Below are 12852 nucleotides of genomic sequence, written 5' to 3'. Positions count from 1 at the left end.
CGCCCGCGGGCATCCCTCTGACACACGAAAGGTGCCGCGCGATCTGCGCGGCACCCCTTTTTGGCTGTGGCCAAATCAAACGAGGATCATGTCCTCGGTGATCTCGCCCAGTTGGGTGTTGAGGTAGGTGATGGTTTCGCCCTGATCGGCAAAGACAACATCGTCGCCCACCTGGGTCATGTTGGCCAGAACCTGCGCCGCCGTGCCGTAGCCGAAGTTGGCGAACTCCAACACGTCCCAGGCTTCGATGGCAACCACCTCATCCGAACCGGGTTCGGTCGCATCAAACTGGAAGGTGTCGGACAGAATGCCGCCAAACAGCACGTCGTCATCCGCCCCGCCTACCAGCAAGTCATCCTGACCCAGCGCCCGCATGTGATCGACAAGATCATCCGCCAGCTTGGTCTTGGCCTCGCCGCTTTGTGCCACGGCAACGATGACCTGCGGGCGGGTCAGTGTTCCGGCGTCCAGCAGCCCGGTCCACGAGGCAAGCCCGCCGGCATCCACGCCGCGATCCAGCAAGATGTCGTAAACCAGCGTCACGAACTCGGCGTTGGTGGTGCCACCGAACAGCGCCGTCGATGTTGCCGAGGTGAACAGGTCGTTGGCGACCTCCAGCAGACTGTCGCCCTGTGCCAGTTCCAGCGCAATCGCCTCGATGCTGGCCGCATCCGGTTCGACGCCCTGCGTGCCCAAAAACAGGCGGTACGCCTCGTCGGTAAAGCTTTGCTGGTGGCCCGCCAACGAAAACTCCAGCGCCTCGGGGCCGGTGTTGGCAATGAACTCGGGGCTTTCCGAGAAGAAAACCATGATCTCGGCCCGGGTCTTGGCGCCCGTGTCCAGAAGGTTCACCCAAAAGGCCAGTCCCCCGGCATCCGGCAGGCGGTTCAACGCGTTTTCATACATCGCGATGACGAAATCCGTGTTGGACAGGGAACCAAAGGTGGCGATGCCTTCGGGCGTGTTGAGGAAGGTCGCCGCCATGGACAGAACGTCCAGCGAACCCGACACGATGCCCAGCGTCCAGCTGAGATGCCCCGACAGGTCCGGCAGCCGGTCAAAGGCTGTCTGGTACATGCGGAAGACCTGATCGGCGGCGGTGTCAAAGATCGCGTTGACCGGTTCTGCCAGCAACTCGTCATCGTCGTCCCCGCCCAGCAGGACGTCTTCGCCGCCCTGACCCAGAATGGTGTCATTGCCATCCATTCCGTCCAGAATGTTGTCACCCACAGTTCCGACCAGCAGGTCGTCGCCGCTGGTGCCGTCGACGGGCACGTCCGGCTGCCGATTGATCAGCAGGAAGTCCTCCAGCCCAAGCGCCTCGGTCACGCCTTGCAGCACCGCAATCCGGTTGCCGTTGACCGAGATTTCAAGATTGCCATTCACAACGACCTGCGTGACCTTGGACAGGAAGTTTACGTCGTCCACATCCAGATCAATCAGGCCGATCACGTCTTCGCCGTCGGTGAAATCGGTGATCGTGCTGGTGGCATAAACCGTGTCGCCGTCTTTGCCGTAGGACAAAACGAAGAGGTCACTGCCCGCGCCGCCCGTAAAGGTGTTGCCGCCCTGCCCGACCAGATGGTCATCCCCGGCGGTGCCATTGATTGCAACGGCCGCGTCGTGGATCGGGATTTCCTCGTAGACCATGTTCAGCGTGGTGTCGTAAAGCGTTGCCGGTTTGATGTCGCCCTTGACGTAAAAGGCCACGTCGAACCCGTCGGTCATGTTCAGCCCGTTTTCCGACACCAGTCCGCTGTTGTTGTGCCAACCGGCGCTGATCGACAGCGGCGAAACGGGTGTGCCCCAGTCCAGCAGGTTGATGACCGTGGTGTCATCCGTTCCAACCACGTATTTCTCTTCTCCGCTGGTGACGGGCAGCGGGTCGCTTGGGTCGATCGGGATCACCACGCCGGGCAGGTCCTGACCGTATTTGTCCGGCTGCAAGCGCCAGCGCGGGCCAGAGATATAGTCGCCGTTGGCGTCCATATCGGCCTCGAAGGGTTCGCGGTCCATGGTGGTGAACCATGCGTTGGTATAGCCTTCAAGGATGTCTTCCGAGGCAAGCCCCTGCGCCGCCAGTGGCGACAAGGCGGCCTGTTCGGCCAGCCAGGCATCCTTGAGGATCGTACCCGCCGGATACAATGTGCCATCGCCGGCATAATAATCAGCTGTGGACACCCAGACTTCGCGCGGGCCGTTGCCGTCCAGATCATAGTCGGGAATGACTGCATAGGTTGGCAGCCTGCCGATGGCCGCTTCGTTTTCAAAATCTTCGGGGCGGATCTGATCGTTTGGATTGTTGGTGATCGTGTGGTTGGTGACCAGTTCTGCCTCTGTCACCTTGTACAACGGGATCAATCCGCTGGAGGCATCCGCCTCGTTCCATTCCTCCGGCAGGTCCATCGTCGCTTCCAGCCGGATGTCGTTCGGGCGTTTGACCAGGTTGCCCCAGCGATACAGCAGCTTGCCATCGTCCTTGAGCGTCACCGAGTAATCGCTGCTGTAGGCAATGTCATATTCAATGGTGGATTCATTCGGGTTCAGCAGATCGCGGATGTCCAGCACCCCGTCGCTGTTCTTGTCCACGACGCCATAGCCCACCGGGTCAGCAAGGATGTCGGCCACGTATTGACCGTCCCATGCCGGGTTCTGGCTAAGCAGGATCAGGTTGTCGTCCAGCGGGTATTCGGCATCCGGATCCCCCGGGTAACGCTGGTCGGACAGCACCTGTTGCATGACGCTGTAGTGCTCGGTCGAGGCCTTGACCGTATTGCCGCCAAGCCCGCCCAGCCATGTTCCCAGCACCGCGGGGGTCTGGAATGTGTCGGTCTTGGCGTCGGAGACCACGATCCCCAACTGTTCGCCGGCGGGGCCTGTCAGGTTTCCGACATAGCCCTCGGCATAGTCATAATCACGGATCTTGTCTTCGGCACCGGACCAGTCGGTCACGTAGAAACCGAACTCGCTGTCTACCGGGTACAGCATCACGCCGTCCTTGGTGATCATCGGCGTTGCCGTGAAATCGACGATCGGCAGGTCGCCGGGCGGAATATCTCCCTGCGTCAGCCCGTCATAGGTGCCTGTGACGTCGTTGGTGCTGAAAACATGCGTCACGCTGTAGGTTGGCGTCGTGATGGTTGTTGGGTCGGCCATGGTTCCTGATCCCTCCCGTTCCCGGTGTACTTGGTGATTTCGTCGCTCGAAACATTCCGCAAATAAAATATCTCGATTTCGACATGTTTTCCGAAACCACGCCGGAAGCATTGATCTGAGTCAATTTTTTCGGAAACCCTGCATGATTTTGCACAGGGATCATGCGGGCCCGGCCGCTCAAACCGTTCCGTGCTGGTGCAAAAGACCGTTGGGGAAACCGCTTATCCGCAAGTATTGCCAAGCATTTTTGAACGCTGGTCGGGACCATCCGGGGACAGCGCCCGAATTCACCCGTCAAAAATTGATGCGTTTCGCATCATTCTTTTGACCTCTAAAGGCTTTGAGGTTTAGCGTTAACTGGGCATACTCCGGTACACAAACGGGAGGCTGCTACCGCAAAGGTGGCAAAACTGCACTTGATCTCTGGGGCGCCGTTGCAGGCGCGGGTCCCCCGGCGCGCCTTGGCCGCGCCCGGTTGGCTGTTTGCGCCGTCGTGTGTTCCGCACGGCGCGAAGTGCAGAACTTGGGAGGGTTACACGCATGAGCTTGATGGAGCTCAGACAGGTCACGAAAAGCTTTGGCGCCATCCATGCCCTGAACGGGGTCGACCTCAGCATCGGCCCCGGAGAGGCGATCGGGTTGATGGGCGACAACGGTGCCGGGAAATCCACCCTGATGAAGATCATTGCCGGGAATTTCCCCCCGACCACGGGCGAAATCCGCATCGACGGCAAACCGGTGCATTTCTCGAAACCCATCGACGCCCGCGAAAACGGCATCGAAATCGTCTATCAGGACCTTGCGCTTTGCGACAACCTGACGGCGGCGGCCAACGTGTTCCTTGGCCGCGAGATCAAAACGGGGATCTGGCCGTTCCGGCAACTGAACCACGCGGCCATGTACCAGAAAGCCGGCGAACTGTTCGGCGAGTTGAAATCCGAAACCCGTCCCCGCGATCTTGTGAAACAGATGTCGGGCGGGCAACGTCAGGCGGTCGCCATCGCCCGCACCCGGCTGTCCGATCCCAAGCTGGTCTTGATGGACGAACCGACGGCGGCAATTTCCGTCCGACAGGTGGCCGAGGTTCTGAACCTGATAAAGCGGCTCAAGGCGACGGGGCACGCGGTGATCCTTGTCAGCCACAGGATGCCCGATGTCTTCGAGGTTTGTGACCGTGTCGCGGTTTTGCGTCGCGGCACCAAGGTCGCCGACAAACGCATTGACGACACCAGCCCCGAGGAAGTCACGGGTCTTATCATCGGAGCGATACAGGCAGCATGACCGACAGCACGCAATCCCCGCAAGCGGCGCATGACAAGACCGCGCAAACCCCGACCGTGGACCATGCCGCCATCGACGACAGCATCACCCTGCGCCAAGAGGTGTCTGGGATCGGGGCCATCATCCGCACCCAGCCGTTCTGGGTTTTCGTGGCGATCCTTGCCATCGGTTTCGTGATGACCTTTGTGTCCGACGCCTTCCTGACTGAACGCAACATGTTCAACATCACCCGCAACCTTGCCTTTTTCGGCATCATGGCGCTGGGCATGTCCGCTGTGATCTGCACCGCGGGCATCGATCTTTCGGTTGGGTCGCTGCTGGGGCTTTGTGGCATCAATCTTGCACTGGTTCTGCAAGCCGGATGGGGGGTCGAGATCGGCTTTCTGGCCTGTATCGGCACCGCGGCGCTGATCGGATTCATCAACGGGGTCCTGATCGCCTATGTGCGGCTGGCCCCCTTTGTCGTGACACTGGGGATGCTGGCGATGGCGCGGTCCATCGCCATGGTGATCTCGAACAACAAGATGGTTTACGAATTCGGCCCCGATCAGGAGATCTTTGAATGGATCGGCGGCGGCAGTCTGCTGGGTGTGCCCAACGTCGTCTGGGTTCTGATTGCGATGACGCTGTTTTTCCTTTGGGTCTGGCGCTATTCCGAATGGGGCCGCTGGGTGATCGCCATCGGCGGCAATGCCCATGCGGCCAAGCTTTCGGGCATCCCGGTCGAGCGGGTGATCGTCTCGGTCTATATGGTCTGTTCGATCTGCACCGGCATCGCGGCCTTCATGTTCATCGGCTACACTGGATCGGCCACCAACGGCATGGGCGCCACCTATGAGCTGAACGTGATCGCCGCCAGCGTCATCGGCGGCGCCAACCTGATGGGCGGCGTGGTTTATGCACTGGGCGCGCCCATCGGCGCCGCCTTGGTCGAGTTGATCCGCAATTCCCTGTTGCTGGCCGGTATCCCGGCGCTTTGGCAGCAGTTCTTTGTCGGACTGTTCCTCATTCTTGCAGTTCTGCTGGAACAGCTTCGCAATCGCGGGGGCAAGTAACGATCCCCGTTTCACCAGTCTTCATGTACCAGGGAGGATACTCATGAAGAAATTACTGATCGCAACGGCGTTCTGTGCCATGGCCCCGATGATGGCCTCGGCGGAGTATACATTTGCGCTGGTGCCCAAGGCGATGAACAACCCGTTCTTCGATCTTGCGCGCGATGGCTGTTACGCCGCGCAAGAGGAACTGGCGGATGTGACCTGCGAATACATCGGCCCCGGCGAACACACCGAACTGGAACAGATCCAGATCGTGCAGGACCTGATTACCAAGGGAGTGGACGGGATCGCCGTCGCGCCTTCGAACGCGCCCGCCATGGCCAAGGTTCTGAAGGCGGCCGTGGACGCCGGTATCCCGGTGATGACCTGGGACTCGGATCTATTGGACGAGGACAAGGCGCTGCGCACCACCTACGTGGGCACCAACAACTATAACATCGGTGTCCACCTGGCCGAACTGGTCATGGCGCGCCATCCCGATGGCGGCACGATCTGTCTGCAAACCGGCGGCGCCGCGGCGGCAAACCACAATGAGCGTCTGCTGGGGGCCCGCGAAACCCTTGCCGGGATGGAACTGGGCGATCCGCCGGGCCGTCCGCTGGACGGTGACAATGGCTGGACCGAAATTGCCGGTTGCCCGCTCATCACCAATGACGATGGCAATGTCGCGGTGCAGGGTCTGACGGATATCCTTGCCGCGAACCCGGACCTGACGGCCTTTTTGTCGACGGGGGCCTTTACCCAGTGGTTCGACAATGCCTATCGGAATGCGGCGGAACCCTACAAAGGCAAGATGGACAGCGGTGCGTTGACAATTGTCGTGGCCGACACATTGCCAATGCAGCTGGCACAGACCAAGGATGGTCTTGGCAACGGGCTGGTCGGACAGCGCCCCTATGAGATGGGCTATAAGGCCATGTATATCCTCAAGGAGATTGCCGAGGGCAAAGATGTTGAGGATCCGATCTTTACCGGTCTGGATGTCTGCAACAACGACAACATCGACACCTGCGTGAAGTAAGGCGCAAGGCAGAGGTGGAGAACGGCGGCGCTGCAATGTGTCGCCGTTTGCATGGTGAGGCCGGGCAAGGGGGCGCTGCCCCCGGCCTGCGGCCTCCCCCGGAGTATTTTTGCCAAGAGGAAGCAGGGAGGCCGCTATTGGAACGGGTACGTTATGCGGTGGTCGGGGCTGGCTGGATTTCGCAGATTGCCTTTTTACCGGCGGTCGCGCAGGTCCGCCAGGCAGAGGTTGCCACCATTGTCAGCGGCAACCGGGATGCGGCCGGGCGGCTGGCGGGGTTTCACGGCATCCCCGAGGTGCTGGAATATGCGGATTACGACGCGCTGCTGGCTTCCGACAGGATCGACGCCGTCTATATCGCCTTGCCCAATTCGCTGCATGCGGATTTCGCGATCCGTGCCTTGAAGGCGGGAAAACATGCATTGGTTGAAAAGCCGCTGGCCCCGACATTGGCCGAATGCAAGGCGATGATCGCCGCCGCGCAGGCCAGTGGCGCGTTTTTGATGACGGCCTATCGGCTGCATCATGATCCGGGCACATGCGAAGTGCTGGCGCGCATTCGGGAGGGTGTGATTGGCGATCCCCGGGTGTTCAGTTCGGTCTTTGCCTTCCAGTCGGATGCGGGCAATCACCGGTTGAAGGCGCGGCACTGGGGCGGGCCCTTGCAGGATATCGGTGTCTATTGCCTGAACGCCGCGCGGCATGTCTTTGCTGCCGAACCGGTCGAGGTTGCCGCGATGGGATCCCTCGGCGATGATGATCCGCGGTTCACGGAAGTCGAGGAAAGCGTGGCGGTGACCTTGCGCTTTCCGAAGGGGCGGCTGGCGCAGTTCGTTGCCAGTTTCGGCGCGGATGCGCGCGACAGCTATATGGTTCTGGGAACCAAGGGCACGATCGAGGTGGACCCGGGGTTTCGTTTTGAAACCGATGTGATGTTTCGCCAATACTCCGATGGTGCGAAAACCGGGAGCGGTGTGGGACAGGACTGCGATCATTTCGCGGCGCAGCTGGCCTATTTCAGCGATTGTATCCTCTGCGGATCCCCGCCCGAGGATGACGGCGCCGAAGGGATGGCGGATGTGGCGATCATGCGCGCCATCGAGGCCGCGATGGCAAGCGGCCGTTCGCAGGAGATTGCCTTGCCCGCGCGTCCCTCTCATCCCGGTCCCGGGACGGCGCGCCATCTGCCGCGCACGAACCGGCGGCTGGTGCTTTAGACGGAGGATTGTATGGCACAAGTTGATGCGCATCATCACTTTTGGCATCCCGCGCGTGGAGATTATGGATGGATGCCGGTGGATCATCCGGTTCTGACGCGCCCCTACCACCCGGTTGACCTTGGGCCCGGCCTGGCCGCCACCGGGGTCACACGCACGATTCTGGTGCAGGCGGCGCCTTCGGTGCAGGAAACGGATTATCTGTTGGGGATCGCCGATTGCACGCCGCATGTGGCGAAGGTTGTCGGATGGATCAATTTCGAGGATCCCGGTCAGCGGGATGTTCTGAGGCGACTGGCCCGGCATCCGAAATTCGCGGGCGTCCGTCCGATGATACAGGATATTCCCGACAGCAACTGGATGCTGAAACCCGAGGTGCAGTGGGCCTATGAAGAGATCATCTCGCTGGATCTGAGTTTTGATTGTCTGGGGTTCCCGCGCCACCTTGATCCATTTCTGAAACTGCTGCGCCGCTATCCGCAGATGCGGGCGGTGCTGGATCACTGCCTTAAGCCACAGTTGCGCGACCATTCGGCAGAAAACCTTGCCGGCTGGGCCGAGGGCATGACGCGGCTGGCGCAAGATACCGGCGTTTTCTGCAAGCTGTCCGGATTGGTGACCGAAGCGGATCAGATGCCATCGGAGCAGTTGCTGCGGCCCTATACCGACCATGTGCTGGATGTCTTTGGCCCCGACCGGGTCATGTGGGGATCAGACTGGCCCGTGGCGCGGTTGCGCTGCGACTATGCGGAATGGCACGACATGGCGCAGCGGCTGACCGCGCGGCTGTCGCCCGAGGACCGCGACCGGGTTTTTGGCAGGACGGCCGAAGGGTTCTATCGGCTCTGAGGCGCATGTCCTTGCATTGACAACCGGGGGCCGGGCGCGCGACACGTCTGCGGGTGGCCCATTGGCCAAGAGCGGAGTAAGCCCATGCCCATCGACAGCCTTATCCCTGATACCATCGCCCCGCCCTTTGCACGCTATGCCCATGGCGTTGCAACGGAAAACCTTGTCCTGACCTCCGGGCAGCTGCCGTTGGCCAAGGATGGAAGCATTCCCGTGGGCGCCGAGGCACAAGCCCACCTTTGCTTTGCCAACATCGAGGCGATCCTTGCCGAGGGCGGCACATCCAAGGATCACGTCCTGCGCATCAATGCCTTTGTCACGGACCGGGCGGATATGCAGGGCTACATGGCGGCGCGCGACGCCTGGCTGGCCGATGCCAAGGTTCTGCCCGCCTCCACCCTGATGATCGTGTCGGGCTTTACCCGGCCCGAGTTTCTGGTCGAAATCGAAGTCATGGCGCTGCGGCCCTGAAACGATTGCACTCTGCGCATGCGGCTGAAAGAGTGGCCGCAAAGAGAGCGCCATGACCAGTTTCCGTTTCATCCATTCGTCAGACCTTCACCTGGGGCGGCGTTTTGCCAACATCCCGCAGCCCGAGGACGGAAATATCCGCGGTCGCCTGATGGAAGCCCGCCACGCGGCCATCGGACGGTTGGCACAGGTCGCCCGGGATCAGGGAGCGACCCATGTCCTTCTGGCCGGCGACAGTTTCGACACGGCAACCCCGTCGCCAACCGTGCTGCGGCAGGCTCTTGGTGTCATGGCCGAAGACCCGTCGCTGACGTGGTGGCTTTTGCCCGGCAACCACGACAATCTGACCAACGCGGAGCCGCTGTGGGAACATCTGGCCAAGGACGCACCGGCCAATGTTCGGCCACTGACCGTTTCGGCGCCGACGATGATGTCCGAAAACGCCTGCCTGCTGCCCGTACCGATCAGCCATCGCGCGCCGGGGCGCGACGTGACGGATGTGCTGGATGATATGCCGTCGCCCGATGGTGCGCTGCGCATCGGACTTGCCCATGGCGGTGTGACCGATTTCGACGAAAGCGGCGCGCATATCGCGCCTGACCGGGCGGCGCGCGCCCGGCTGGACTACCTCGCGCTGGGCGACTGGCATGGCCGCCTTTCGGTGGACGCACGCACTCATTATCCCGGTTGCCCTGAACAGGACAGGTTCAAACATGGGCGGCGCGGGATCTGTCTTGCCGTGACCCTATCCGGCCCCGGTGCCGTGCCAAAAGTGGCCGAAATTGAAACCGGACAGTTCTTCTGGACCGACCAAGAACTTCCAGTTCAGCCCGGTATGGATGGGACAGAGGCGCTTGCCCCGTACCTGCCCGACAGCGGACGACGGGACATTCTGATGCGCCTGCGGGCCACCGGCTGGGCCAGCCTTGCCCAACGCACCGAGTTGATCCGCGCCGCGGCCCGGACCGCACCGGATTTCGCCTTTTTCGAAGTGCGGACCGACACGCTGGGAACGCTGCTGGAAACGGTGGATCTGGACACGATCGACCACGCGGGTGCGCTTCGGCAGGCGGCAGAGACCCTCAGGGCCGAAGCCGAAGACCCGGATCTGTCGGCGGAGGACCGTGGTGTCGCCGCGGAGGCACTGGCGCGCCTGTATGCCTATGTGACGGAGCCCGCATCGTGAAACTGCGCCGTATTGCCGTTCAGAACCTGCGCCGTTTTACCGCCCCGGTGGAAATCACCGATCTGGCTGATGGCTTGAACGTTCTCAGTGCTCCGAATGAACAGGGAAAATCCACGCTGTTCGATGGATTGCAGGCGCTTTTCTTCACCGCGCACAATCAGAAACCTAAGGAAATAAACGCCTTGAAACCACATGCGGGCGGCGCTCCGGAAGTGCTGGCCGAGGTAGAAACGGATCAGGGCCAATTCACAGTGGCCAAACGTTGGCTGTCCAAACCCCGCGCGCAGATCCTTCAGAACGGGCGACTGATCGCGCAGGCGGATGCCGCCGAAGAATGGATCACCCGATTGGCCGCTGCGGACGCTGGCGGCCCGGCGGGTTTGCTATGGGTGCGGCAGGGGCTGACCGGTTTCGATGAAAGCGGCAAGAAGGCGCAGGATATGGCGCGCGAGGCGCGGCGTGATCTGTTGTCTTCAATTGCGGGTGAGGTCGATACGATGACCGGCGGTGCCCGCATGGATGCGGCCCTCAAACTTTGCCGCGAAGAACTCGGCCGTTATGTCACCGCAACCGGGCGTCCATTAAAGACAGGCCCGTGGAAGGCTGTGCAGGACCGTGTCGAGGAATTGCAGGCCGCGCTGGAAACCCATGAACAAATCGTTGCCGAGCTACAGAGCGACCTGTCGGCCCGCAACCGCGCCCGCAATGAACTGAAGGATCTGACCGATCCCGAGGGCCAGCAACACCGCAAGGCGCGGTTGGAGGCGGCAACCGCAGCACAGGTGGCGGCCGAACGTCATGCTCTGGAGCTGGACCGGCTGACCCGGGCCACGGAAACCGCGCGCTTGCGGTTGGAAGGGCTGGAAACGCGCCGCAAGACTCGCGCGGCGGCTTTGGTCGAACGTGACACGGCGGCGCAATCGGTCGCTTCTGCCGAAGCGGTCAAGACAGAGGCGGAAACCGCGCAGCGGCACGCCGAGACCGAAGCCGCAGAGGCGCGGACCACGCTGCAACAGGCGCGCAAAGCTTTGACAGAGGCGGAAACCGCGCTGCGCGCCGCGCAAACCGCGGAGCGCGCTCTTGAAGCCGCACAGCAACGACAGGAGCTCGACCGCCGCATTGCGCAGGCCGAGGCATTGCAGGCGCAAGCGGATGCAGCGCGCCGGGACGTGGCCAAAGGGCCTGCGCCCGAGGCGATGACGCGGATCGACCGGCTGGTTCAGGCCCGCGATCAGGCACGTGCCTTGCAGGCCGCCAGCGCGGCGCGGCTGGAGATCACTTATGAAGCGGGCCGTGACGGTACGGTCATCCGGCAAGGACATGCGCTGCCCGGCGGCACCGCTGTGCCGCTGTTGCAGGCCGAAGTGCTTGAGGTTGCCGGTGTCGGGCACCTTCGTTTCACGCCGGGTGGCACCGATCAGGAAGGTGCAACAGCCGAGGCCGAAGAGGCGCTGGCCGCTGCCTTGGCCGCCTTGAACCTGCCCGATGTCGATGCCGCGCGGGGCGCTGCGCGCCAACGTGCCGATGCGGAACGGCGGCTGTCCGAAACCACCGCGGGCCTGCGTGCCCTTGCTCCGGACGGGCTAGAGGATCTGCGCTCGCGGCTGGCCGCCCTGCCCGCGCCGGCGTCCGAGGATGCGCCCACCCCCTTGCCGTTGCCCGAGGCCGAAGCGCAGCGCAGCAAGGCCGAAGCCGCCCGGCAAGCCGCCGAAATCCGGTTTGAAACCGCGCGCGACCGGCTGGAGGCAGCCCGCACCGCGCAGGCCCGCAGCCAATCCGATGCACTTGCGGCCGCAGACCGGCTGGACCGGGCCGGAGCAGCGCTTGCCCAGACGGCCGAAACATCGGAGGCAGAATTGGAGGCCGCAAGGCAGGCTTTGGCTACGGCAGAAGCTGAGCAATCCGCCGCTCAGGCCGATGCGCCGGATCTGGCTTTGACTCAGGCCGCCCTGACCCGTGCGCGCTCTGCTCATGAAGCGGCGGAACAACGGATAGCGCAGTTGAACCTTGATCTTGCGCGGCTGGATGAACGGGTCCGCCGCAGCGCCGAGGGGGCTGTCGAAGAGCGACTGGAAGAACTGCGGCAGGATCTGGCTATTGCGCAGACCGACCTCGCCCGGATCACCCGGGACGTGGCGGTTCTGAAGCGGCTGGAAACGGTTTTGGAAGCGGCCAGAATTGCCGCGCGTGACAAGTATTTTACGCCCGTTGCCAATGCCTTGCGTCCGCTTCTTCATCTTTTGTGGCCAGAGGCCCAACTGGATTGGGATGATGCGGACTTGCTGCCGCGCCGGTTGATCCGGCACGGGCAGGAGGAAGCCATGGATATCCTCTCTGGCGGAACTCAGGAGCAACTGGCGCTGCTGGTCCGGCTGGCCTTTGCCCGGTTGCTGGCGCAGGATGGACGCGCGGCACCCGTGATCCTTGATGACGCGCTGGTCTATACCGACGACGACCGCATCGAAAAGATGTTCGACGCCCTGCACCGTCAGGCCTCTGACGTGCAGATCCTTGTCCTGACCTGTCGCCAGCGCGCCTTTCGGGATCTGGGTGGACAGCAATTGCAGATCCGTCCGCTGTCGCCGGCACCGGACAGTTTGTTGGATCTCTGAC

At 62.2% G+C, this 12852-nt stretch carries 9 protein-coding genes; 8 read left to right on the top strand and 1 reads right to left on the bottom strand.

Annotation, left to right across the window (positions count from 1 at the left end; genetic code table 11):
• Window positions 1–75 precede the first annotated feature (75 nt).
• The gene (locus KJP30_RS03245; RefSeq protein ID WP_218447564.1) at window positions 76–3156 is read right to left on the bottom strand and encodes a DUF4214 domain-containing protein; all 3081 of its coding nucleotides are present in this window, start codon (window positions 3154–3156) and stop codon (window positions 76–78) included.
• A gap of 540 nt (window positions 3157–3696) precedes the next feature.
• On the opposite strand from KJP30_RS03245, the gene KJP30_RS03240 reads away from it, so the two are divergent.
• From KJP30_RS03240 to KJP30_RS03205, 8 genes are all read left to right on the top strand, one after another.
• Window positions 3697–4437, top strand: coding sequence for an ATP-binding cassette domain-containing protein (locus tag KJP30_RS03240; RefSeq protein WP_218447563.1), 741 nt, complete (start codon window positions 3697–3699; stop codon window positions 4435–4437).
• Complete coding sequence (locus KJP30_RS03235) at window positions 4434–5492, top strand: ABC transporter permease (protein ID WP_218447562.1); 1059 nt, start codon at window positions 4434–4436, stop codon at window positions 5490–5492. The genes KJP30_RS03240 and KJP30_RS03235 overlap by 4 nt, the downstream gene beginning before the upstream one ends.
• 43 nt (window positions 5493–5535) lie before the next feature.
• Window positions 5536–6516 carry a sugar-binding protein gene (locus KJP30_RS03230; protein WP_218447561.1) on the top strand — a complete coding sequence of 327 codons (981 nt, stop codon included), beginning with the start codon at window positions 5536–5538 and terminating at the stop codon, window positions 6514–6516.
• A 137-nt stretch (window positions 6517–6653) separates the two neighbouring features.
• Window positions 6654–7733, top strand: a complete 1080-nt coding sequence (locus tag KJP30_RS03225; protein ID WP_218447560.1) for a Gfo/Idh/MocA family protein — start codon at window positions 6654–6656, stop codon at window positions 7731–7733.
• A gap of 12 nt (window positions 7734–7745) precedes the next feature.
• A complete protein-coding gene (locus KJP30_RS03220; RefSeq protein WP_218447559.1) occupies window positions 7746–8582 on the top strand; it encodes an amidohydrolase family protein in 837 nt (278 codons plus the stop codon).
• An 84-nt stretch (window positions 8583–8666) separates the two neighbouring features.
• Complete coding sequence (locus KJP30_RS03215; RefSeq protein ID WP_246594334.1) at window positions 8667–9053, top strand: RidA family protein; 387 nt, start codon at window positions 8667–8669, stop codon at window positions 9051–9053.
• A 52-nt stretch (window positions 9054–9105) separates the two neighbouring features.
• Complete coding sequence (locus KJP30_RS03210; protein ID WP_218447558.1) at window positions 9106–10239, top strand: metallophosphoesterase family protein; 1134 nt, start codon at window positions 9106–9108, stop codon at window positions 10237–10239.
• Window positions 10236–12851 (top strand): AAA family ATPase, encoded by a 2616-nt coding sequence (locus tag KJP30_RS03205; RefSeq protein WP_218447557.1) that lies wholly within the window; start codon window positions 10236–10238, stop codon window positions 12849–12851. The genes KJP30_RS03210 and KJP30_RS03205 overlap by 4 nt, the downstream gene beginning before the upstream one ends.
• The last annotated feature ends 1 nt before the right edge of the window (window position 12852 follow it).

Source organism: Antarctobacter sediminis (assembly GCF_019218285.1).
In the GTDB taxonomy this organism is placed as follows: Bacteria; Pseudomonadota; Alphaproteobacteria; order Rhodobacterales; family Rhodobacteraceae; genus Antarctobacter; species Antarctobacter sediminis.
The sequence above is the reverse complement of the archived record's forward strand: the minus strand, read 5'-3'. Positions and strand labels throughout refer to the sequence as shown.

What these genes read in the sequence shown, in the direction of transcription:
- KJP30_RS03245 (WP_218447564.1), bottom strand. Translation starts at nt 3,156, where the DNA reads ATGGCCGACCCAACAACCATCACGACGCCAACCTACAGCGTGACGCAT.
- KJP30_RS03240 (WP_218447563.1), top strand. Translation starts at nt 3,697, where the DNA reads ATGAGCTTGATGGAGCTCAGACAGGTCACGAAAAGCTTTGGCGCCATC.
- KJP30_RS03235 (WP_218447562.1), top strand. Translation starts at nt 4,434, where the DNA reads ATGACCGACAGCACGCAATCCCCGCAAGCGGCGCATGACAAGACCGCG.
- KJP30_RS03230 (WP_218447561.1), top strand. Translation starts at nt 5,536, where the DNA reads ATGAAGAAATTACTGATCGCAACGGCGTTCTGTGCCATGGCCCCGATG.
- KJP30_RS03220 (WP_218447559.1), top strand. Translation starts at nt 7,746, where the DNA reads ATGGCACAAGTTGATGCGCATCATCACTTTTGGCATCCCGCGCGTGGA.
- KJP30_RS03215 (WP_246594334.1), top strand. Translation starts at nt 8,667, where the DNA reads ATGCCCATCGACAGCCTTATCCCTGATACCATCGCCCCGCCCTTTGCA.
- KJP30_RS03210 (WP_218447558.1), top strand. Translation starts at nt 9,106, where the DNA reads ATGACCAGTTTCCGTTTCATCCATTCGTCAGACCTTCACCTGGGGCGG.